Raw genomic sequence first — 22,792 nt, 5'->3', positions numbered from 1 at the left:
CAACCCCTACGCCATCCCGCCAGGTGCGAACAGCTGTCGCGACAATTTTCCAAAACGGCGCTGGTGATACTGGGTGCTGCCGAACAGATGAGAAACCACAATGATGCGTTTAAGATAGTGGCCAATGCTGAGCTCGTTGGTAGTGGCAATACCACCATGTATCTGAACTGCACTCTCGGCGACGGCTTTGGCGCAGGTGTCTGACTTCACTTTCGCCGCGGCAATGAATAACCCTGCGTCCGGGCTCTGGTCAACCGATTTCAGGGTCGCGGCGTAGAGCAAGGAACGCGCGAGTTCTGTTGCAATATACATATCCACCATGCGGTGCTGCAGTACCTGGAAGGAACCGATGGCTTGCCCAAACTGCTTGCGCTCACTGGCATACTCAACGGTTTCTCGCAGAAGCTGTTCCATAGCCCCCTGGTGTTCCGCACACAACAGCAGCAGCGCATCATCGTAGGTTTCACGCAAGATGGCCAGTGCTTCGCTACCCTCTGCCAACAGGCAACTGGCGTCGACATGCACATTGTTGAGATGGAGCTCAGCAGCATGACGCCCATCCGTCGTCTGGTAGGCTTCGATCTCCAGACCAGGCTTGTTAGCAGGCAGCAGAAACAACTGCAGAAGCTCCTCTCCCCGCACCAGGTTCAAGGCAGACACAATAACGAAATCGGCCTCAGGGGCATTGTAGACCGTGGTTTTACAACCCTTGAGACAAAATCCGTCGTCCGTTGTGGTGGACACAGACTCGATACTCCCGATCTCCCCACGGCTGTGCAGTTCAAAGTGAGCGAGCGCGCCATGTAACTGGCCCGATATCAACTGCTGCAGGCACTCGCTCCGTATCGGGTGACGGCTGCGCTTGAGCGCGCCACCAAACAGCACAAGCGTCTCGAAAAAGGGCTCAATAACCAGATATCTGCCCAACTGTTCGAAAACAATCATCATCTCGACTGCGCTAGCGCCCAGCCCGCCATCCTCTTCCGAGAACGGCAACCCGAGCCAACCGAGTTCCGCACACTGCCGCCAGAGGTCCTGGTCAAACGGTGTATCACTCTCGACCTGCTGCTGACGGCGCTGGAAATCATAGTTGTCGCGGAGGAAGGCTTCCACGCTGTGCTGTAACAGCTTCTGTTCCTCGTTAAATTCAAAATTCATGCGATATCTCTTTACAGGCCAAGGACCTGCTTGGCCATAATGTTGCGCTGTATTTCAGCAGAGCCACCGTAGATCGTGGACGCCCGGTTATTCAGGTAGGCGTTCATGATATTGAGGCCGTGCTCGGATCCAATGAATCCACCTTCGAACCCGTAAGACAGTGCTTCATTCTGCAGTAGCGGGAGATGAGTGCCGCGAAGCTCAAGTGCCAGGGCATCAACTTTCTGACTGAGTTCGGTTCCGGCAACCTTGACCAGAGAGGTGAGGGCCCCCGGCTTCCCCTCCGCCAGGCAATTGACACGATTTTCAGTAAACTCAAGGGCCAGTTTTTCGATTTCCAGTTCGGCCAAACGGGTGCTGAAGACCGGATCCAGTTCATAGAACCAGCCCTCGGCGGTTTTCTCCTCGGCGGCGAGGCGTCGCACCTGAGCCAACTGCTTTTCGATGGCCGCGTAGTAGCAATAGCCCCCTCGCTCAAACTCGAGCAGACACTTGGCGACCTCCCACCCCTGGTTTTCCTTGCCCACCAGGTTATCCTTGCTAACGCGTACATCTTCAAAGAAAACCTGGCACTGCTCCACTTCCCCATCGATCGACACAATGGGTGCCACGGTGACTCCAGCGCTATCGAGGTCAACCAGAATAAAACTGATCCCCGCCTGGGGCTTGCTGTCCACGTCGGTTTTTACGAGACAGAAAATCTTGTTGCTGCGATGGGCAAAGCTGGTCCATATCTTGGAGCCATTGAGAATGTAGTCATCCCCGTCCGCAACCGCGCGCATTTTCAAGCTCGCCAGATCTGAGCCGGCACCCGGCTCGGAGTAACCCTGGCACCACACATCCTCTCCAGAAAGGATACGCGGCAGCAGTTCGTGTTTCTGCGCCTCAGTTCCATAGCGTATGAGTATCGGCCCAAGCATCTGGATGCCCATGGGCAGCAGTGAAGGTGCACCCGCCCTCTTCGACTCCTTGAGATAGATAATCTTCTGGTTGACGGTCCAGTCCGTTCCACCGTATTCGACCGGCCAATCAGGCGCCGCCCAGCCTTTCTCTGCCAGAATGGCCTGCCACGCCATGGCAGATTCAAAGTTGGAAAATACGCTCGTCATCAGGTCACCCGACCGTTTGAGCGAAGGAGTCAGGGACTGCTTAAGAAACTCGCGCACTTCATCCCGGAAAGCGATGTCAGCAGCACTCAATGCCAGATCCATTACCTCAGCCCCTCCTCTATCTCTGAAGCACCGTTACGCCGCTAACACCCGGTGCGCCGTAAACATGGGTATAACCGACTTGCGGATTATTCGGCACCTGTCGCTTGCCGGCCTGGCCCCTTAGCTGGATACATATTTCGTAGATCTGCCGCAAGCCGGAGGCACCGATAGGCTCACCGTTGGCCAGGCACCCCCCGTCAGTGTTCACTGGCATGGCTCCGCCGATTGCGGTGACCCCGCTTCGTATCAGGTGTTCCTGCTCACCGTGCTCGCAAAACCCGTTTTCAGCCATGTGCATGATTTCGGCACCGGACTCGGTATCCTGCAGTTGCAGTACGTCGACATCTCCAGGGCCGATGCCGGCCAGCTCGAAGGCATCTCGCGCAGCAGTAACAGTGGCGGAAGGCGCCAACTCCCTGGCAATGCAGGGGCTATAGACTTCGAAGGACCCGTAATGGCGACCACGAACTACAGCAGCTTTCAACCATACCGGCTTTGTTGTGTAGCGTCTGGCGATATCACCACGACACAGGATCAGGGCCGCTCCCCCTTCAGCAGGACTGCAGAACATGTACTTGCGCAGTGGGTCGCAGACCATGGGCGAGCTGGCAATATCTTCGCGCGATAGAGCGTGGCGCCGCCAGGCCCCCGGATTCAGTGACCCGTTATGGAATGCTTTCTCGGCCACAAGCGAGAGCGTCTCAACACTGATGGCATGTTCGTGCATATAGCGCTGCAACTTCATGGCAAAAAACTGCGGAGTCAGCATCATGCCCGTTTCCCCGTACCAGGCTGGGAGCCCCAAACTGGCTGGATCGGGATTAAACGCCCCGGGCGAATGCTTGTCGAAGCCCACTGCCAAAGCGATATCTGCCGCACCTGCTTTGATGGCATTATGAGCCGCACTCAGGGAACTCCCTCCTGTCGCGCAGCCATTCCAGATATTGGTGAATTGCAGCGACGTTAGCCCGAGCTGATTGACGATGGCTTCCGCGTCGCCACCGTCCATGCTGCCCCCATAGGCCACCTGGACATCCTTCCACTGAATCCCGGCATCCTTCAGTGCTTCCCGTACGGCGTAGACACCCTGATCCAGGCCACTCCTGTCCGGTGTACGGCCGAACGGGTGCAGGCCGACACCGATGATCGCGACATCAGTCATTGCAGCACTCCTTCCTCAATGCGCGAAACGCATACGTCACCAGGTCCGTGGCGCCTCCTTGAACCACGACGGGCTCCAGTTCCAGCTGCATTGCCATGCCGATGGTCCAGTCGTCCTCCCCGAGCCCAAGCAAGCGACTCTCGACTTTGACGCCACTGGGCATTTCCACGTAGCCGACACCGTAAGCCTCGAACGAATTCGGGTCGCCGAGATACGGGGGCTTCGGTGCAAAGCGTTGAACGGTCCAGGTCCATAAGGTCCCCCGGCTACCTAGATCAACGGTTTGCAGATCATCCGACGAACAATTGGCGCACCCCTTCTGGACAGGGAAAAAGTGTTCTCCGCAGGCCGTACAGCGGCTACCCAGGAGGGAGGGTTTTGAAGGCAGGCCAGTCAAAAGCCCGGGGTCAATCGGTTTCATATCTTCACTCAATACCTGTCTGTCGGTTGGGGTCAGCAGCGGCTTCTCAACTCGCACCGTGTTGCAAGTGGCCGTCGACCAGTTCAGAGGCGTCATCCTGACAAAGCGGCGTATCTGGCAGCGCGACCAGGTCATGTGGCAGGTGCTGGCCGGCCTTGTAGTAGTGATAGGCGGCCCAGAGACACGCAAGCGAGAGCACGGTCAGGCTATAGCGAAGCGAATCGTCTCCAAAGCGTGGCCCCAGGACGTCACTGAGCAGGCCCACGGTGGTGGGGCCGAGGCCAAGCCCTATTACATTCAGCACGAACAGCATGATGGCAGCCGCTGTAGCCCGCATTCTGAGCGGTACGAGCCCCTGGGTCTGTGCGAAGGTTGTGGCCTGATAGAAGTTGCCCAGCGCTACCGGGACGACGAGAAACCAGAGTGCCGAGTTGGCGTCTCCCGACAGGAACACAGCGATATAGAACGGCATGGCAACCAGTTGTGCCACACTGACAATCCACAGCGACCAGCGGCGGTCGGTTGCGCCGAGGCTGTCGGCAAGGTGCCCACCCAGCATGATGCCCAATCCGCCGGGTATTCCCAGAATCAGCCCCAGCCAAGTACCCACTTCACCCGTGGTCATGCCATGACTGCGAATGAACACCGAGGGAATCCAGCCCAGGACGGCGTAACCCACGAAAGCCGACAAGGCTCCTCCCGCCACCATATGGATGAAAGCCGGACGCCGTAGTAGAAAGCCTATTGTATCGCTCAAGGTGGGAGATGCCTGCTCGGCGGGGCGATTTTCCGCCAGCCCCCGAGGCGGCTCCGGCAGGGTGAATCGCACGACGAAGGCCAATACGAGGCCGGGAATTCCCGCCGCGAGGAACGCCATGCGCCAGCCGTACAGTTCATTAACCCAACCGCCTATGACAAACCCGAGCAGCACGCCAAATGGTACACCCAGCGAATAAATGGCCAGGGCCGTGGCACGCCTTTGCTGGCCGTAGAGGTCCGCGATCATGGAGTGCGCCGGGGGGCTGCAACCCGCCTCGCCGATACCCACCCCAATACGCGCGAGAGCGAGTTGGACAAAGTTCTGTGCCAGGCCACACAAGGCAGTCATCCCACTCCAGATGGTAAGGGACAAGGCAATGATATTGCGCCTGTTACCGCGGTCGGCCCACATCGCCATGGGGATTCCCACTGCGACATAAAAAAGAGCAAAACCAAAGCCCGTCAGGAAACCCAGCGCACTGTCGGAAAAGCCCATCTCACTCTTGATAGGGGAAAGCAAGATGGCCAGGATCTGGCGATCCACAAAATTGAACACGTAGGTCAGCAGCAGAATACCCAATACATAGTGTCTAACCGTATCAGGGATTACTGTTGTAGATGCCTCTTGTTTCATTATGCTGTTCTCAAAAGTTTGCTCGACGGCGGGGACAGAACTCGTCCTTCTGAATCAACCTGCGCACCACGAAGGCACACAGGCGTATCGGGCTGAACACTTTCCCGACAATCAGAAGGAGTATTTCGCCTGCAAGCCCCAGGTGCGCGGCATACCCCAGGTGTAGGAAACCTGGGTAGGCGCAGCGGCAGAGGGATCCACTGCATGGGTGAAGTAGTCTTCGTCTGTAAGGTTCTTGGCGAAGGCCTCAATTTTCACGCTTTCGCTGGCATTCACCCAGCCCAGGTGGAAGTTGAATATGGCGTACGCCTCCTGGGTTTCTGTAGCCAGGTTATCCGGGCCGAAGAAGACATCATCCGCCCAATTGAAATCCGCCATGGCATACGCGTACCCGGCTTTGTCCAGGTCCATTTCATAACGCGCACTACCCGATACATTGAGTTCCGGGGTCATGACGGGGCGATTGCCGTTAATCAGTTGTCCATTAAACGTATCATTCGATCCGGCAACGTACTCTGCATCCAGATAACCGACACCAAGGGTCAATGTCAGTCCCGACACGGGCTCCATCAACAAATCGGCTTCCATGCCCCATATTTCTGCATCTGACACATTCGCCATCACGGACTGCGGCGTATCGTCGATGATCACTGTTCCCTGGGCCTGGACGTTCTGGTAGTCGGTATAGAAAGCCGCGACGTTATAGGTCATGGCAACGGCATCGATGAGTCGACCTTTGACTCCCACTTCGTAGACGGTGATCTCTTCCGGGTCAGCCTTGGTCACATTGGTTTCCGCTCCGGGATAGAGCGTATTGAACGCACCGCTCTTGAAGCCGGTGGAAATACTGCTGTACAGCAACTGGTCTTCGGCGAACGCCCAGTCCAGCGCCAGCCGCCAGGTGGTTTTACTGGCATCGAGGCTACGTGAAACGTTGTAGCCCTGAATTCCCTGCTTGGTTCCAGCCTGCCCGTTGGCGAGAATGGACGCGATCTCACTCAGGTCGCGGCTGTCCTGGGTATATCGTATACCGGCCGTCACGCTGAAGTTGTGCGGAAGCTGGTAGGTAGCCTGAGCAAAGGCCGCGGTCGTTTCCACTTCCTGCTCGGCGAAGCTGCCGTAGCCATTACCCAGTTGTGGGAACGTAACGGTGAAGAATCGCGAATCCTCGTAATAATAAAGGCCGGTTATCCAGTCCAGCGTATCCGTACCTCCGCCAAGCCGAAACTCCTGACTGAACTGCTCGTGATCGATATAGAATTCCAGCGCGTACAACTCTGCATCCGAATTGTCTGCATCGAGTATCTGGTATTTGTCGACGGTGTCATAACTGGTGATCGAGGTGAAATTCATATCGCCCAGCGCCCCGTCCAACTTGAGCCAGCCACCGTAGTTCTCGTTTTCGATGGGTGACTTAGCGAGATCGGACATGACCTCTTCCGGATCATCACCCCGCTGGGTACGACCGGTCGAATAGTCGATACATTGCGAAGCCATTATCCGGTCAATCGAACAGAGTTCACCGGTAGCGGGGTCGCCCTTACCGTAGAAACCCCGCTGGTCCGTTTCACCCTCGTAATTACCATAGTGGAGGTTGCCCGTGACCATCACCGTGTCGCTCAGATCCGACTCGAGGGTCAGGCGGATAGCCTCATTGGTGTCGATGTCTCCAAAATCCTTCGACGCGCCAGGAACGTTCCCAACGTTATCCTGCCAACCGTCCCGGCTATTACTGAACACGGCGACACGCCCACGCACGCTGTCACCCAAAGGTCCGGAAATAGCCCCTTCAACCGTTTTCGCACCGTAGGAGCCAATCGTACCCTCGATGTAACCTTCCAGCTCATCGGTCGGCCGGCGACTGTAGAACTGCACCACGCCACCTGTGCTGTTGCGCCCGTAGAGCGTTCCCTGGGGACCGCGCAAGATTTCAACCCGGTCAAGGTCGTATAGCTGGCCGTTCTGGATGGCCGGGCTGCCGAGATACACCTCATCCACGTACACGGCTACCGATGCCTCGTTGGTATCGGTGAAGTCCAGCAGGGTTACACCCCTGATATTGAAAATGGGAAATCCGGTACCACTGGTGGGCAGTTGCGCAGTGACATTGGGAGTCTGGGCGAATACGTCAATGGGCGTCTCCATTCCCATTTGCTCCATGGCTTCCCCGCTCAGCGCTGTCATGGAGATGGGAACATCCAGAATGCTTTGCTCCCGGTGTTGTGCAGTCACCACGACCTCTTCGAGCGCGCGACTGCCCCCCTCTGCCGCAATTACTGAGCTGTCAAAGGTCAGGGTGGAAACGGATCCGATCATTGCACAGAGGTATTTCTTACGAAAATTCATCGAGATAACCTTACTATTATTTTCGTGGCTGATTTGTTTATTGCGCCGGTCTTGCAAGCTTGTGCAAAGGCTAGCGATGGCCGCGAGCCAGAACTATGACTGAAGGGATCAAGTTGAGTGTACACTTTAGCTCACCAGGTATCGGGTGAGCTGAATGCACCTCGTTCGAAAAGCAAGGCCGCGCAGCGAGCTCGGCCAGTGGGGGATCAGCGTGCGCTACTGACTACGATAGACACCAAAATAGACAAACTCCGCAGATGTCGCCCAACCAGGCCCGACATTCGCCGGCACCCGATGCCGCACCGGCGCGAGGTTTTTCAGGTAGCTGGCAATCGCACTGGCATCCTCGTCACTCAGGCTGGCATAGGCCGGCCACGGCATCACCGGCAGGTGCCGGCGAGCCACTGGGTCCATACCACTGCGCAAGAAACGTACGATATCTTCCTCGCTCCAGCGGCCGATCCCCGTGTCCTGGTCAGGCGTCAGGTTCGGGGGAAACACGACCCCGGGGTTTTCCTCCAGAAGTGGGTTGGAGTACGCGATGCCAACACTGGAGCCGGCCAGAAGCCGGTCTGAGCGTGGCTGCCCGGTCAGGGCGCCGTCGGTGTGGCAGGTGCCGCAGCCCAGCAGTTGAACAAGATACCGACCCTGCCGGATTTCTGCTTCGGCCTTCGGCGACAGCGCCTGCACCACTGGCTACCGCCCCGCCGATACTTGCCCGTTTGGACCAGGCAGGCGGGGATCCCGGCCTTGCGGGCCCCTTCCACATCGCCAATCACGTCATCACCGATCATCAGCGCCTCGCCGGGTTCTACACCGGCTGAAGCCAAAACCTGCTGATAGAATGCCTGACCGGGCTTGCCGACAATCGTCGCCTCCACACCGGCGGCAAACTCCACCGCGCGAATGAAGGCCCCCACATCCATTAACAGCTCGTCGCCCGACTTGAAATAGCGGTTGTAGCCCACACCCAGCAGAGGCGCCCCGTCCATACATAACTGGAAGGCCCGGTTGAGGTTGGCGTAGGTGAAGTCCTCCGCCGCGTCGGCAATCAGAACCGCGTTGGGGCTGGCCTGGTCGAATTCATCGAACTCGCTGCGCACATTGTGGTGAACCAGGCAGTAGGGCTGCAGGGAGTGCTCACGCAACCAGTCCCGGGCCGCGTCCACCGCCGTGAACAGTTGGCCCGGACGTACCTCGAAGCCCAGCCGCCCCAGGTGCTCCAGCAATTGTTGTCGGGTTTTCTGTGAGGTGTTGGTGATAAAGCGTACCTGCAAATCACTCGCCTGTGCCCGCGCCACCGCTGCTCGCGCGCCGGAAATGACAGCGTCACCATCGTACAGCACGCCACTCAGATCAAACAGCACAGCCCTTCTCATTGAGCGACCTCCCTTGGAACGGGCTAACCATTATAGTTAACGGGGCGGTGACAATGGGGCATCGGTGGGCATTGCAGGACATGGCCAATGCTGCCACATCGCAGCCTCAACTGGATGACTCAGTGGAGCGCAGTTGGCATTGCTCCGCCACCCGGCGCTGCAGGACCTCCCCCAACCTCAGCGTCGCCGGTCCGGCTGCATCCTTGTCCGCAAAAATCAGGAAGATGTCGGCAAACCGCGACTGCCCTTGCTCCATCGGCAATACCTTGAGGTCGCCGCAGGCCAGTTCGGCGCTGATCTTGTCCTGCGGGTACCAGGCAAAGCCCATCCCCTGGCAGGCAGCGCGAATGGAGCTGGGAAAATTGGTCAGCGTCCAGCGCTGCTCGGCGCCCAGCCAGCCCGAGTCGGTGCGACGGCTACCCGAGTCGCGAACGACCAGCTGACGATGGCGGCGGAGATCGTCAAAGGAAACTGGCCGCCCCAGCTGGTGCAGCGGGTGCGACGGGCTGGCGACCGGCAGGAAGTGCGCCCGCATGATCGGGTCGCCGACAAAGCCGACCGGCACCCGCGATGCCAGGGCCAGGTCCACCCGCCGCTGCAATAGCGCTTCTTCGGTACCGGTCAGCACCGTCTCATACACCTGCACCCGGGTATCCGGGAAGGCCTGGGCCAGTTCCGCCATGCCTTCGAGCAGGAGCCAGACCGGGAAGATGGCGTCCACGGCAATATGGATTTCGGTCTCAAAGCGCTGCTGCAAACGCCTGGCGAGGTGCTCCAGGTCCTCCGCCTCCGACACCAGCTGTCGCGCCCGCCGATAGAGTACCTGCCCCGCGTCAGTGAGCACGGCCCGGCGCCCATCGATGCTGAACACTCGCAAATCCAGGGCTGACTCCAACTTCTGGATGGCGTAACTGATGGCCGACTGGCTCTTGCCCAGGGCCTCTGCCGCCGGGGCGTAGCCGCCGCTATCCACCACGGCCAGCAAAGCCCGCCACTGATCGAGGCTGACCGCTGAGGAATCACTCATATATCGAATTTCCTGATCTAATTGAGCATATTTATCCACTTTTTTATCAGTTTTACAAATACGATGATAGCCCCATACGCAATTTCCACTGACATTGATGGAGTACAGCATGAAAACCCTTCTGCAGATCAAAAGCAGCCTGTTCGGCGACCAGGGCAACACCTCGGCACTGGGCAACCACTTTGTCGAGGCCTGGCAAGCCGCCAACCCCGATGGCACCGTGCGCGTGCGGGATCTGTCCGAGCAACCTGAGGCCCACCTCTCCGCCGAGCATGTTGGCGCTTTCTTTACCCCCGAGGCAGAGCGCAACGAGCGGCAACAGGAAATCGTCGCCCACTCCGACGCACTGATTGACGAGGTGCGGGAAGCCGACCTGATTGTGCTCGGTGTACCGATGTACAACTTCGCCATTCCCAGCCAGCTGAAGAGTTGGCTGGACCAACTGGCCCGGGCCGGGGTGACCTTCAAGTACACCGAGAACGGTCCCGTAGGGCTGATCGACAACAAGCCGGTTGTGGTGTTCGCGGCACGCGGCGGCGTCTACGCCGACACACCCAATGACAACCAGGTACCGTTCCTCAAACAGTTCCTCGGTTTTATCGGCCTCAGTGATGTCACCTTTGTCTTTGCCGAGGGTGTCAACATGAGCGGCGACCACAAAGACCTGGCCCTGGCGCAGGCGAAGACAAAAGCAACGCAACTGCTGGACGACGTCGCCTCAGCGGCTTGAGCGGAACTCAGAGAGCAACTGGAGCGAGCAATGGGACTACTGATTGATGGCGAATGGCATGACCAGTGGTACGACACCGACAGTGCCGGCGGCAAATTCGTGCGCGATGCCGCCCGCTTCCGCAACTGGGTGACCGCTGATGGCAGCGCCGGCCCCAGCGGTGAAGGCGGCTTCCGGGCGGAACCCGGTCGCTACCACCTGTATGTGTCGCTGGCCTGCCCCTGGGCCCATCGCACCCTGATTTTCAGGCGCCTCAAGGGGCTGGAAAAAATGATCGACGTGTCGGTGGTCAACCCCCTGATGCTGGAGAAAGGCTGGCAACTCGACGACGACTTCGAGAATGCCACTGGCGACACGCTCTACGGCTTCGACTACCTGTACCAGCTGTACCTGCGCGCCAGCCCCGAGTACACCGGCCGCGTGACCGTGCCCGTGCTGTGGGACAAACAACTCGACCGGCCGGTGAGCAATGAATCGTCGGAGATCATCCGCATGTTCAACAGCGCGTTCGATGGCGTTGGCGCAGTTCCCGGTGATTACTACCCGCGCGCACTCCGCGAACAGATCAACGACTGGAACGAGCGGATCTACGAGCGCATCAATAACGGGGTGTACAAGGCCGGTTTCGCCACCAGCCAGCCCGTGTACAAGGCAGCCGTGCAGGCGCTGTTCGATGAACTGGACAACCTCGAGGCGCATCTTGGCGTACAGCGCTACCTGCTGGGCGATACGCTGACAGAGGCGGACTGGCGCCTGTTCACCACCCTGGTGCGTTTCGATGCGGTGTACCACGGCCACTTCAAGTGCAATCTCCGGCGGCTGGCCGACTACCCCGCCTTGAGTGCCTACGTGCGAGACCTCTACCAGGTGCCAGGCGTCGCCGACACGGTCGACATGCAACATATACAGCACCATTACTATCGCAGTCACAAGACCATCAATCCCAACGGTATCGTACCGCTGGGTCCAATCGAGGACTTTAACCTCCCACACGGCCGCGACCGGCTGAGTAACGGGATTCGACAACTGAGATCGCGATAACGCGGTATCAGGGAGGCAACATGAACGAGCGTACATTGACAACACTGATTCCCGGCATGGCCACCAGTGACGGCGCCGGGGTGAAATTGCAGCGAACGCTGGGCCAGTCACAGGGCGCGCGACTGGACCCGTTCCTGATGCTCGATGAGTTTTCATCCTTCGACGCCGGAGACTATATCGCCGGTTTTCCGAGCCATCCCCATCGCGGCTTCGAGACGGTGACCTACATGCTCGATGGCCATATGCTGCACGAGGACCACCTCGGTAACCGGGGTGACCTGCGCTCTGGAGACGTGCAGTGGATGACCGCCGGCCGGGGCATCATCCACTCGGAAATGCCGCAGCAGAACGAAGGCCGCATGCGCGGGTTCCAGCTGTGGATCAACCTACCCGCGGCGGAAAAAATGAAACCGGCCAACTACCGCGACATTCCCGCGCAGACAATGCCCTGGCGCGTGCTGGCGGAGGGCGTGGAAATCAGGCTGATCGCCGGAAAGCTGGAGCTCAATGGCGAGCACTATGAAGGCCCGGTACAGGGGCTCAGCACCGAACCGCTCTATGTCGACGTCAAGCTACCGGCAAACAGCAACATCACGGTCCCGGTACAGGCAGGCCACAATGCGTTCTTCTACGTGTTCGAGGGCGAGTTGCAGGTGGCTGGCCGTGACGTTCCGCGGCACAGCGCCGCTATCCTCTCCGATGGCGATGCGGTCACCCTGACCTCCGGTGCAGAAGGCGGACGCGCATTACTGCTGGCCGGTAAACCCATCGGCGAACCGGTGGCGCAGTATGGGCCGTTCGTGATGAACACACCCGACGAGATCAACCAGGCGCTGCGTGATTATCGGGATGGGAGGCTGACAAGCCCGGCAACGTGATCCTGGCGCGCCCGGCAACCCAGTCAGCGGGCACCTTCCCGCATCGCCTCTACCATCAGCGCTTCCAGCCGCTTCGCGTCGACCGTGCGCACCACGTGCGCCTTCCGTTCGCCAAGGCCGGGCTGGTAATGCTCGTGCCAGCTGAGCATGTCGCCGTAACCGGGGCCAAACTGGGTGTTGTAATCGACGTAGAGGTCTTCGGTCTCGGTGGCGATGCCCGGGTCGAGCAGATAGCCCGCCACGATCTCGTCCCAGAGCGGGAAACCGGGCTCCAGCTGCGCGATAAATTCCGCCACGCCGGGCTTGGCTGCCTTGCTCATACGTTGCAGCAGTTCCGGCGTGCGTTGGGTGCCCGTTGAGGGGTCGATGGGAACCACCGTCAGTTTGGGCCAGGGGCTGCGCGAAACAATACTGGCCGCCTCCGGGTCGAAGCGCACGTTGAACTCGCGCCGCGGCGAATTCTCGAACTCACGCGCGAATTGTTCCGCCGAGACATTGTCCAGCACCTGCTGCGGGTTGAGGCTGCCCCCCATGTAAATCAGCTCCCCCACCAGCGAGGCGAACCCGGGGTCGAGCCGCTGGGCCAGGGCCAGGTTGGTGAGTGGCCCGCAGGCGACGATAGTGATTTCACCCGGGTGGGCGCGCACCAGGCGGATCATAAAATTGGCTGCGATCTCGCCGGTGGGCTGCAAAGTCGGATTGCCCTGCGGCAGGTTGACGGGGTCGTCCGGGCCGAAATAGTCCGGTGTGGACTGGACAGTGGGTTCCACCCATTCTTTCATCCACGCACCTTTCCAGGTGAGCTTGCCATACAGGGCCTCCCAACGATCGGTCAGCGCCTCGGAATTGAGCAGCGGGTAGGTGGCACCTTCCGCCACGGGTACCGCTTCGTGCCCCGAAATCTCCAGGCCCCGCAACGCCATGGCCGTGGCCCGATTGGCCCAGGTATTGCCCGAAACGCTGGTGATTCCGATGACATCGATCTTGCTGCTCTCCAGCAGGGTGAGGTGCATGAGCTCGAAGCCCTCGTCATCAATAATGACCTTGCGCCCGGCATCCTGCGCCTGCGCAGGTGCCACCAGTGTCCAGGCAATCAACGCACAGCACAGCGCACATATCCGGTAGTTCATGACTGCTTCTCCACCTTGGCATCGGAAAGGACATCGGAAAGGGCATCGGAAAAGGTATCGAGAAAAGCTTCCAGCTTAGCAAGACAGGCATCAGCCTTCTCCCGCGGCAGGAAAGAACCCGTAAAGCTGTTACGGGCCAACTTAACGAGATCCTCGCGCGCCAGCCCCCTCGCCTCCATCACGGCACGATAGATGTCGGCGATATAGCCGCCGAAATAGGCAGGGTCGTCGGAATTGATCGTGGCCTTCAAACCCTCTCCCAGCATGCGGTCGATCGGGTGGTGTTGCAAATCGTCGACCACGCAGAGTTTCAGGTTCGACAGCGGGCACACGGTCAGCGTCATACCTTCCGCGGCCAGCCTCGCGGTCAGGTCAGCATCCTCCAGCGCCCGGTTACCGTGGTCGATTCGCTCGACCTGTAACTGGTCCAGCGCCTGGTAGACATAGTCGGGAGGGCCCTCCTCTCCGGCATGGGCGGTGAGCCTCAGCCCCTTGGCGCGCGCCGCCGCGAAGACCCGCGCGAACTTGCTGGGCGGGTGGCCGACTTCGGAGCTGTCGAGTCCGACCGCGGTGATCCGGTCAAGCCACAGCTCGGCCATGGCCAGGGTTTCGAAGGCAGCGTCCTCCGACAGATGGCGCAGGAAGGACATGATCAGGAGGCTGGTGATACCCAGCTCCGTCTCTGCCTGTTTCATCGCAGATAGCAGGCCCTCGATCACCTCCTCGAACGGGATGCCCCGGTCGGTGTGGGTCTGTGGATCGAACATCAGCTCGGCATGGATGACACCGTCCCGGGCGGCGCGGCGAAAATAGGCCATGGCCATATCGTGGAAGTCGGCGCGGGTGCGCAGGACATTGGCACCCGCGTAATAGATGTCGAGGAAGTCCTGAAGATTGCTGAAATCATAGGCGGCCCGGACTTCCTCGACTGAGCCATAGGGGATAGTGACGCCATTACGATGGGCCAGCTCGAACATCAGCTCGGGCTCGAGGCTGCCTTCAATGTGCAGATGCAGCTCCGCCTTGGGCAGGCCGGTGATGAAGCTGTCGAAATCGGTCAAGGGATACTCCGAGGTTCGCGGCGTCGCTACTCATGATATCGGCCGCGGTAACAGCACTCAATGCCGGACCTGCGACCCACCGCCCGGCGGCTCGCTAGCGACATCTACCATTACGGAGTTGATGCGTTATCTACTCAAGGGAGCTTCGTTGGATACTACTCCAGTTCGTTCAACAGCAAACCCTGCTCTTCAAAGCGGATCATGATGTCGATACCGACATCATCTTCCAGCAACAGGTCAGCAAATACCCTGGCCTCGTCCATAAGGCCTGTTGCCCGCGAATCGGGATTCGATTTGGTCAATTGCAAAATGCTTCTGATGGCAGCGGGAGAGCGGGCTGCGAGCTCGCGGGCAACGACCACGGCCTGGTCCAGTGCCGATGGGGCTACTTCGTCTACCAAGCCAATTTCCAGCGCGGTTGTGGCATTGACCACTCTGCCACGGAGGATAAAGGCGCGCGCGTGGTGTACCCCCAGCAGGTCTCTCAGTCGTTGAGTGCCCCCGCTGCCGGGGAATATACCCAGCTTTATCTCGGGAAGACCAATGTGCTGTACCTGTTGTGACGCAATCCGGTACGTACAGCCCAGCGCAATTTCAAAGCCACCGCCCATACAGGTCCCGTTGATTGCCGCAATAACCGGTTTGGGACTGTTATCGAGCAGTTGCAACAGGTGAAAGTAGGCGGTGGTCGAGAAGATGTCCCTGGGAACCTGTTCTTGCCTGAGCGCTTCGGCTGCGCGAATAATCTGGCCGACGCTGGCGTGACGAATAAATACGTCCTCGTCGCCGCCGGTGAGCACGACGGCATTGACGCTGGTATCTTCGGTCAGCGGCTGCAATGCATTCAGCAGCAATTCCGCGCCTTTTCGGGTCATTAATCCGCTTGGCTGGTTGCTGTAGCGGACAATGGCGACATTGTCGCTGGTTTCCACACTGACATTTTCATGGTTGGGTTTCATCTGCTTTCCTTATTTCAGGCTTTCGTCAATCTGAACAGCGATTAAGCTTCACGCCAATCCGGATCGACTTTCAGCACCAACTTGCCCGTGTTACTGCCATCGAAAAGCTTGCCGAAAACGTGTGGGGCATTCTCCAGGCCATCATGCATTTCCAGGCGGAATTTCAACTGGTCATTTTTATAGGCATTCAAAAGGTATTCGCCGGCTTCCTTCGCCCGGTCAAAATAATCGGAAACAATGAAGCCCTTGATCAGCGCGCGCTTCATCAAGAGCGCGCCGATGTTGCTGGGGCCCGGACGGAGTTCTTTGTCGTTGTAGGTAGAAATCATGCCGCAAAGGGGAATTCGGGCGCCAATATTCAGGTGGGCCAGCATGATGTTCAGAATGTCACCACCGACATTGTCGAAATAGATGTCGATACCTTCAGGGCACTGCGCTTCAAGTTGTTGCTCGAGATCACCCGTTTTATAGTTGATCGCCGCATCGAAACCCAGCTCATCTACCAGCCAGCGACACTTGTCGTCACTGCCGGCGATACCGACAACTCTGCAACCCTCGAGTTTGCCGATTTGACCTACCAGTGAGCCCACGGCACCGGCTGCAGCCGATACCACCAGGGTTTCACCCGGTTTGGGCTGGCCGATGTCCATCAACCCGAAGTAGGCGGTCATACCGATCATTCCAAGCAAACCGTGGTAGGTAGTAAGAGGAACACCCTCAGCGACGTTCAGCCTGGCCAGCTGATCACCGTGCGTGAGCATATGGGTCTGCCAGTTCAGTAAACCCTGAACAAAATCCCCCGGCTTGAACTTGCTGTGCCTGGACGCCTCGACAACGCCTATACCGATACCGCGCATGACTTCACCGATCTTCACCGGTGGCAAATAACTGTCCCAACTGTTCGTCCAGATCCGGTTTGTCGGGTCCAGCGACAGGTAGAGATGACGCACGAGGACTTCACCGTCCTTCAATTCAGGGATGGCTTGCTCGTGCCACTGGAAATTTTCTACGGAAAGCGTATCTATCGGGCGGCTTTTCAGCAGCCACTGCTTGTTGATTTTCATACTGTCAGCTTACTCACTTTACAAATATTGTCTGAAAGGCTGCCAGGCCTAGTTGATCTGGCGTTCCCTGCCCTCCCAGAACTCCGAGCGCAGATCTTTCTTCAGGATTTTGCCGGAGGGGTTGCGTGGTAATACATCGTAGATCTTCAACTGACGCGGGATTTTATAACCGGCCAGCTTCCCGCGCAGGAACTCGACCATTTCCCCGGCTTCAAGGTGTTGTCCCGGCTTGAGCACCAGGCAGGCGAGTGGCGCCTCACCGAATTTCTCATCGGGAACACCAATCACGGCAAGGTCGGCGACTGCGGGGTGGGAGCAGAGCACATTCTCGATTTCGATCGGATAAATATTCTCCGCACCACTGACAATCATGTCCTTGATGCGATCGCGCAGGAATATGTAGCCCTCTTCGTTCATTTCAGCCGAATCACCGGTTTTCAACCAGCCATCAACAAAGGTTTCAGCATTGGCTTCCGGACGATTGTAGTAGCCCGGCATGTTCGAGGTTGAGCGTACCAGCAGTTCGCCGATCTGGCCGAAAGGCAGGGTATTACCCTCGGAATCGACGACTTTGACTTCAACGCCCGCCAGCGGACGGCCCGCTGATTCCAGCAGTTCAGGTCGCCCTTCCAGCGCGCTTCGGTGATCTTCCGGCTGCAGTGTGACGATGGTGCCGGTCGTCTCCGTCATGCCGTAGGCTTGATAAAAATCACAACCAAATATCTGCAGAGCCTGTTCCAGCAGAGCCGGGCTGATTGGCGACGCGCCGTATGAGATCTTTTTCAGGGCGCTGAAGTCCCGTTGCTCCAGTCCCGGTACCGACGAGACAATGGCCAGGATCATGGCGGGAACAAGAAAAGCACTTTCAACCTCGTACCGTTCGAGATCATCGACCACAGCCAGTGGATCGAAAGTTTTGTGCAGCACGACAGCGCCGCCAGCCATCATCGCGAGCAGCAGGTTTCCCGAACCACCGATGTGGAAAGGCGGCGCACACACCAGATCGCGTGAATCCGGGTGGGTTTTGTCGTCGGCAGCCACCAGCAGCTTGGTGAACAGCGAGGTCAGGTTGGCGTGAGTCAGGGGCACGCCTTTGGGCTTGCCTGTAGTGCCGCTGGTATAAAGCTGCAAACAGCCTTCCTGTGTGTAGGTATCGATATCGACCGGGTCGTCACTTTGCTGCTCAACCCACTCCTGCCAGTCCGGACTGCTGATGCAACTGATCACCTTGTCGAGTTTGCTGGTGACTTCCCCCATGGCTTCCAGATGGGGATTCATGGCGTCGTCGGGTGAAAGCAGGATACTGGCCTGGCAGTCCTCAAGGATAAATGCCGTTTCAGGCGGCGCCAGGCGGTAGTTCAGCGGCACGGCCACGGCACCAATTCGACTGGTGGCCATCATAAAAGCGAGGAATTCAGGGCAGTTCTCGCACAGGATGGCAACGCGATCATCGGCCTGCACACCAAGCGCCAGCAAGCCGTTGGCAATTTTCTGGGACAACTCGCCTATCTGCTGATAGCTGTAGGTCTGGCCTTGATAAATCAGGCAGTCCCTCTCGGGAGCGCGACGGAGGTGAAAGTCGAAATAGTTATGGATCTGCATGCCTGAATACCACCTTATTTTTTAATCAGGCCTAACTTTACTTAATCAGGACAGTTTTGCCCAGCGCCACGTGGCGATTCGTCTCGTGCGCGCCCCCGGCCAAATTGCCGGCGCGATCTGTCAAACGTGCGACCGCCTGGTTCGTCGCTATCACGGAACGCCCTAATCCTTTGTTTTAATTGAATCATTTGCTGTTCCGCCCGTTGCAAATTGCACTACCGTGCGCAATCGTGCAGGACCGACTTCGGCAAAAGTTCGGCAGGTCAGCAAGCCGGTCGACAGGATCAGCGAGCCTGTGTACTTTCAACAGGTCTTTATTAAGCCCTTTACTTCCAAACACAGAGTAGCCTGTCCATGGATCTACAACTCAGGAATAAAACCGCACTGGTAAGTGGTGCCCACCGTGGCACCGGCAATGTCATTGCCACCACCCTGGCGCAGGAAGGTGCAACTGTGGCATTGCATGCGTTCACTCCGCAGGAAGCAGATGCCGCCATGGCGGCCATCGCTGACCCCGCATTGTCCATTGTGCCAGTGACAGGCGACCTCCTGACTGATGAAGGCGCCCGGGAGGTCATGGATCAACTGGCCCAACACGGGATGAAGGCGGATATCCTGGTCAATAATTACGGCGCTGCGCTGATGGGAAAATGGGGTTCGTTATCCACTGATCAATGGATCGAAGCCACCAATGTGAATGTCCTCAGTGCGGTACGGCTGATCCAGCTCTGCACGCCACAGATGAAGCAAAACCAGTGGGGGCGGATCATCAACCTCAGTACCATCGGCGATCACCAGCCCAATGCCATCATGCCCCACTACTATGCGGCAAAGGCGGCACTATCCAATAGCTCGGCCAGCCTGGCCAGGGAGCTGAGCAATACCGGCATCACCGTGAACACCGTCTCTCCCGGATTGATTCATACCGCAGAAATTGAACAGGCCTATCTGGCCAAGGCCGAAAAGAAGGGCTGGCCAACGGATTGGGAAGCATTGCAGCAGGCCATTGTGGAGAACGACTTTCCCAACCCCTGTGGCCGCCTGGCCAGCCGACAGGAAGTGGCGGACCTGGTGGTGTTTCTGGCCAGCCCGCGGGCGGGCTTTATCAATGGGCAGAACATTCGGGTGGATGGGGGCGCGGTCCGGTATGTCTAGGCACAGGCGCTTCAGACCTGGAAGGTGAAGACAAGCAGCAGGCATGTCAGCAAGTGCCGGGTGTGAATTCGAAAGAGCATGTTTGACCCTTCAGGCATCAGCCCGAACTCTATCATGGCTGACTCATGGCAGGGCCAACGCGAGAATGGATCAGTGATCCAGCAGCATCTGCCTGACGCGAGCCCCGATGGCCAGCGAAGCAGTGAGCCCGGGTGACTCGATGCCGTAAAGATTTACGAGGCCGGGAATCCCGTGCCCAGCTTCCCCCTGGATCGTGAAGTCACCCGCAGGGTCTCCCGGTCCGGATACTTTCGGGCGTATTCCGGCATAACCGGGCGCGAGACTGTTGTCCGGCAGTGCAGGCCAGTATTGTCGAATCGCATCGTAAAAGTCCGATGACCGGGAGGGGTCAACCTCATAGTCGATAGTCGTCGTCCATTCCACATCCGGTCCGAAGCGGGCACGGCCACCCAGGTCGAGCGTCAGGTGAATACCAAGTCCCCCGTCCTCGGGAACCGGATAGACGAGTCGCGTAAACGGGGATCTTCCTGCCAGTGTGTAGTAGTTACCCTTGGCCAGGAATCTCGGGGGGATGGAGGCTCGCTCAATCCCGTCAAGCGAACCCGCGAGACCCCACGCGTAGAGGCCTGCACAATTGACCAGGAAACGTGTTTCCAGTGACATGTCCGCATCGCCGGTGACGTCCAGCCGAATGCCTGTGCCGGTGAGTCTGCCCGCCTTCACATGAGCACCGAATGCCACCATGCCGCCACAGTGTTCGAGTTCACCCTGGAGGGCGAGCATCAGTGCATGGCTGTCGATAATGCCAGTGGAAGGTGACAATAGGGCGGCGGCACACTGCAGCCCCGGCTCCATGGCCATGGCCTCATCACCTGGCAGAAATCGCAAGTCGTTTACACCATTTCCCGTTGCGGCGGCCCGGATGTTCTCGAGCTGATCGACCTGATCCTGTCCCGTCGCGACGATAAGCTTGCCGCATCGGCGATGAGCGACACCGTGGGTAGAACAGAAGTCATACAGCATCTGCCTGCCTTCAACGCAGAGCTGCGCTTTGACAGAACCTCGTGGATAGTAGATGCCGGCGTGTATGACCTCGCTGTTCCGGGAACTCGTACCGGAGCCGACCTGGTGTTCGCGTTCGAGTACCAGTGTTTCAAGTCCCGCGCCGGACATGGCACGGGCCACGGCAAGCCCGACGACTCCGGCACCGACAACAACGCAATCGACGCGCTCTGTCACCCGGGTACCCTGCCACAGAGATGCTGTTCCCCGAACTCACGCAGGGAGCGCAGGACGCCGTTGACCGACTGCCCCTTTTCAGTCGGGACATCCAGCGTGCGTGCAATGGGGCAGTTTGAACGATGCCTGCTCATCGGGTGCTCCATGCGCCGAGTCTGACCGATAGGGCGATCATGGTGCCATAGACTACCATGGCGGCCGCTACCATGAAGACACCATCCAGCCCGGACTTCTATCTGCATGCGATGGCCCATTGATTAACCCTCACCGCGGGGGGTGTGCTCGGGCATAGTGCTTCCTGCATTTCGGGGCGGCATGATCAGCGATACACTACCGCGTATCACACCGAACCGCGTGCGCGGCCGGATCCTGGCCGTGTCGCTGCCGGTAACCAGTTTGATCGGGGGGAGCCGATGCCTTCATGAACCTGTCGATGAGCCGTCTGATAGCCTTTTCTTCGCCTTCGGCCACGATTGCCGCATTGGGGTTGCCGATCATCATCATTCTGCCGCCGCTGTATGCAGAGCTGGGCCTGAGCCTGACCGTAGTTGGCTCCATATTCATGTTGACCCGATTCTTTGATGTGGCCACAGATCCCGTGTTCGGCGTGCTGGGTGACAGGATCAATACGCGCTGGGGTCGCAGGCGCACCGCCCTCGTAGTATCGGTGCCGGTGCTCCTGCTCGGTGTCTACCTGGTGTTCTTCCCGGGCGAGTCGGCCAGTGCCACCGGCCTGCTGGTTGCGCTGCTCATTATGTATGTGGGCTGGACCATGTTCTCGCTGTCGCACACCGCCTGGGCGTCAGAGCTGTCTACCGACTACGACGTCCGCTCGCGCATCATGGGCACGGTACAGTTTCTGGGACTGCTGGGCGCCCTCACTGTTCTGGCGCTACCGACCATCCTCGATCTCCTCGCCATTGACGCCAGCATGCGCGACCGTGCCGCTATCATGGGCGCCTTCGTACTGCTGTCGCTGCCGCTGGTCAGCGGCGCTGCGTTGTTTTCCACGCCCGAGCCGCCGCGCCGCCAACACGAGCACGCGCACTGGCGCGAAGCGTTGCGCGCCTTCGTACAGAATCGCCCGCTGCGCCGGCTGCTGCTGGCAGACCTGCTGTGCGGTATTCAGGGCGGCATCAACGGGGCCGTGCACTTCTTTTTCATCGGCAACGTGCTGGCCATGCCGGAACACGCCACCACGTTTCTGGTGCAGCTGTTTCTCGTCGGGCTGCTGGTGGTGCCCGTGTTTGTCAGGCTGAGCTATAAAATCGGCAAACATCAGGCACTGGCCATTGCCGTACTGACCACGTCCATCGGCACCGCCGGCATTTTCTTCGTTCCGCCGGAGAGTTTCTGGCTGACTTTCGTGATCTATATCTTTATTGCCACCAACACCGGCGCCCGGGAGTTTCTCATGCGTTCGATCATGGCGGACGTGATCGACCAGGACCGGTTGGAGACCGGCGAGTACCGCAGCGCGCTGTACTACTCCATGCTGACGCTGACCGCCAAGATCGGCCTCGCGGCTTCTGTCGGCATCATCTATCCCATGCTGGATATGGTGGGATTTGATCCGAACGGAGTGAATGACGAGGCGACCATTACCGGAGTACGCATTCTTGTCGCCACCTCTCCGACCGTGCTGTTGTTCATCACGGCGGCAATCATGTTCAGGTTCCCGCTGGACCGGCAGTCACAAATGGCGCTGCGAGCGGAACTGGAAACCCGCCGCTAACAGCGGTGGGGGGAGACCACACAGAAGAAAAGGGCCCACCCGGTTCCAGATTGATTGAGGTGGGCAATTTATACAGCACG

At 58.7% G+C, this 22,792-nt stretch carries 21 protein-coding genes; 5 read left to right on the top strand and 16 right to left on the bottom strand.

The window, feature by feature from the left end:
- Positions 1-6: 6 nt before the first annotated feature.
- From FV139_RS05155 to FV139_RS05115, 9 genes are all read right to left on the bottom strand, one after another.
- The gene (locus FV139_RS05155; RefSeq protein WP_148067199.1) at positions 7-1,158 is read right to left on the bottom strand and encodes an acyl-CoA dehydrogenase family protein; all 1,152 of its coding nucleotides are present in this window, start codon (positions 1,156-1,158) and stop codon (positions 7-9) included.
- An 11-nt stretch (positions 1,159-1,169) separates the two neighbouring features.
- A complete protein-coding gene (locus tag FV139_RS05150) occupies positions 1,170-2,369 on the bottom strand; it encodes an acyl-CoA dehydrogenase family protein (protein WP_148067198.1) in 1,200 nt (399 codons plus the stop codon).
- A 16-nt stretch (positions 2,370-2,385) separates the two neighbouring features.
- Positions 2,386-3,531 (bottom strand): thiolase family protein, encoded by a 1,146-nt coding sequence (locus FV139_RS05145; RefSeq protein ID WP_148067197.1) that lies wholly within the window; start codon positions 3,529-3,531, stop codon positions 2,386-2,388.
- Positions 3,524-3,952 carry a Zn-ribbon domain-containing OB-fold protein gene (locus FV139_RS05140; RefSeq protein ID WP_187276407.1) on the bottom strand — a complete coding sequence of 143 codons (429 nt, stop codon included), beginning with the start codon at positions 3,950-3,952 and terminating at the stop codon, positions 3,524-3,526. Before FV139_RS05140 ends, FV139_RS05145 begins: the two co-directional genes overlap by 8 nt.
- Positions 3,953-3,998: 46 nt before the next feature.
- Positions 3,999-5,345 carry a spinster family MFS transporter gene (locus FV139_RS05135; RefSeq protein WP_148067195.1) on the bottom strand — a complete coding sequence of 449 codons (1,347 nt, stop codon included), beginning with the start codon at positions 5,343-5,345 and terminating at the stop codon, positions 3,999-4,001.
- A gap of 111 nt (positions 5,346-5,456) precedes the next feature.
- A complete protein-coding gene (locus tag FV139_RS05130) occupies positions 5,457-7,691 on the bottom strand; it encodes a TonB-dependent receptor (RefSeq protein ID WP_148067194.1) in 2,235 nt (744 codons plus the stop codon).
- Positions 7,692-7,907: 216 nt separating this feature from the next.
- On the bottom strand, positions 7,908-8,381 hold the full coding sequence (locus tag FV139_RS21205) for a c-type cytochrome (protein ID WP_235898555.1): 474 nt from the start codon (positions 8,379-8,381) through the stop codon (positions 7,908-7,910).
- Positions 8,282-9,070: a TIGR01458 family HAD-type hydrolase gene (locus FV139_RS05120; RefSeq protein WP_148067192.1), complete on the bottom strand. Its 789-nt coding sequence runs from the start codon at positions 9,068-9,070 to the stop codon at positions 8,282-8,284. Before FV139_RS05120 ends, FV139_RS21205 begins: the two co-directional genes overlap by 100 nt.
- A 106-nt stretch (positions 9,071-9,176) precedes the next feature.
- On the bottom strand, positions 9,177-10,097 hold the full coding sequence (locus tag FV139_RS05115) for a LysR family transcriptional regulator (protein ID WP_148067191.1): 921 nt from the start codon (positions 10,095-10,097) through the stop codon (positions 9,177-9,179).
- A 109-nt stretch (positions 10,098-10,206) separates the two neighbouring features.
- Between FV139_RS05115 and FV139_RS05110 the strand changes: the two genes are divergently transcribed.
- Genes FV139_RS05110 through FV139_RS05100 form a run of 3 tightly spaced genes read left to right on the top strand, consistent with a single transcriptional unit; the run spans position 10,207 to position 12,746 of the window.
- Positions 10,207-10,827, top strand: a complete 621-nt coding sequence (locus FV139_RS05110) for an FMN-dependent NADH-azoreductase (RefSeq protein ID WP_148067190.1) — start codon at positions 10,207-10,209, stop codon at positions 10,825-10,827.
- Between the two features lie 30 nt (positions 10,828-10,857).
- A complete protein-coding gene (locus tag FV139_RS05105; RefSeq protein WP_148067189.1) occupies positions 10,858-11,868 on the top strand; it encodes a glutathione S-transferase family protein in 1,011 nt (336 codons plus the stop codon).
- 20 nt (positions 11,869-11,888) lie between these two features.
- Positions 11,889-12,746, top strand: a complete 858-nt coding sequence (locus FV139_RS05100; RefSeq protein WP_148067188.1) for a pirin family protein — start codon at positions 11,889-11,891, stop codon at positions 12,744-12,746.
- Positions 12,747-12,769: 23 nt separating this feature from the next.
- Here FV139_RS05100 and FV139_RS05095 read toward each other — a convergent pair whose 3' ends face one another.
- The 5 genes from FV139_RS05095 to FV139_RS05075 all read right to left on the bottom strand — a co-directional run bounded on the left by FV139_RS05095 (position 12,770) and on the right by FV139_RS05075 (position 18,562).
- Entirely contained in the window at positions 12,770-13,876 is a 1,107-nt protein-coding gene (locus tag FV139_RS05095; protein ID WP_148067187.1) for a nucleoside hydrolase, read from the bottom strand.
- Positions 13,873-14,937 carry an adenosine deaminase gene (locus FV139_RS05090; RefSeq protein ID WP_148067186.1) on the bottom strand — a complete coding sequence of 355 codons (1,065 nt, stop codon included), beginning with the start codon at positions 14,935-14,937 and terminating at the stop codon, positions 13,873-13,875. The genes FV139_RS05095 and FV139_RS05090 overlap by 4 nt, the downstream gene beginning before the upstream one ends.
- 155 nt (positions 14,938-15,092) lie before the next feature.
- Positions 15,093-15,896, bottom strand: coding sequence for an enoyl-CoA hydratase/isomerase family protein (locus tag FV139_RS05085; RefSeq protein ID WP_148067185.1), 804 nt, complete (start codon positions 15,894-15,896; stop codon positions 15,093-15,095).
- A 41-nt stretch (positions 15,897-15,937) separates the two neighbouring features.
- Positions 15,938-16,960, bottom strand: a complete 1,023-nt coding sequence (locus FV139_RS05080) for an NADP-dependent oxidoreductase (RefSeq protein ID WP_148067184.1) — start codon at positions 16,958-16,960, stop codon at positions 15,938-15,940.
- A 48-nt stretch (positions 16,961-17,008) separates the two neighbouring features.
- Positions 17,009-18,562, bottom strand: a complete 1,554-nt coding sequence (locus FV139_RS05075) for a long-chain-fatty-acid--CoA ligase (protein ID WP_148067183.1) — start codon at positions 18,560-18,562, stop codon at positions 17,009-17,011.
- Between the two features lie 354 nt (positions 18,563-18,916).
- Here FV139_RS05075 and FV139_RS05070 point away from each other — a divergent pair, with 354 nt between their 5' ends.
- Positions 18,917-19,717 carry an SDR family NAD(P)-dependent oxidoreductase gene (locus FV139_RS05070; RefSeq protein WP_148067182.1) on the top strand — a complete coding sequence of 267 codons (801 nt, stop codon included), beginning with the start codon at positions 18,917-18,919 and terminating at the stop codon, positions 19,715-19,717.
- A gap of 150 nt (positions 19,718-19,867) precedes the next feature.
- Here the strand turns inward: FV139_RS05070 and FV139_RS05065 are convergent, their stop codons facing one another.
- Together FV139_RS05065 and FV139_RS21025 are read right to left on the bottom strand one after the other, a co-directional pair.
- Positions 19,868-20,977 carry an NAD(P)/FAD-dependent oxidoreductase gene (locus FV139_RS05065; protein ID WP_148067181.1) on the bottom strand — a complete coding sequence of 370 codons (1,110 nt, stop codon included), beginning with the start codon at positions 20,975-20,977 and terminating at the stop codon, positions 19,868-19,870.
- Positions 20,974-21,111, bottom strand: coding sequence for a hypothetical protein (locus FV139_RS21025; protein WP_187276405.1), 138 nt, complete (start codon positions 21,109-21,111; stop codon positions 20,974-20,976). Before FV139_RS21025 ends, FV139_RS05065 begins: the two co-directional genes overlap by 4 nt.
- Positions 21,112-21,410: 299 nt before the next feature.
- On the opposite strand from FV139_RS21025, the gene FV139_RS05060 reads away from it, so the two are divergent.
- Positions 21,411-22,712 carry an MFS transporter gene (locus FV139_RS05060; protein ID WP_187276404.1) on the top strand — a complete coding sequence of 434 codons (1,302 nt, stop codon included), beginning with the start codon at positions 21,411-21,413 and terminating at the stop codon, positions 22,710-22,712.
- The last annotated feature ends 80 nt before the right edge of the window (positions 22,713-22,792 follow it).

This window comes from Parahaliea maris, assembly GCF_008064665.1.
GTDB classification, from domain to species: Bacteria; Pseudomonadota; Gammaproteobacteria; order Pseudomonadales; family Halieaceae; genus Parahaliea; species Parahaliea maris.
Note: the sequence above shows the minus strand (reverse complement) of the source record. Positions and strands in the feature narration are given on the sequence as shown.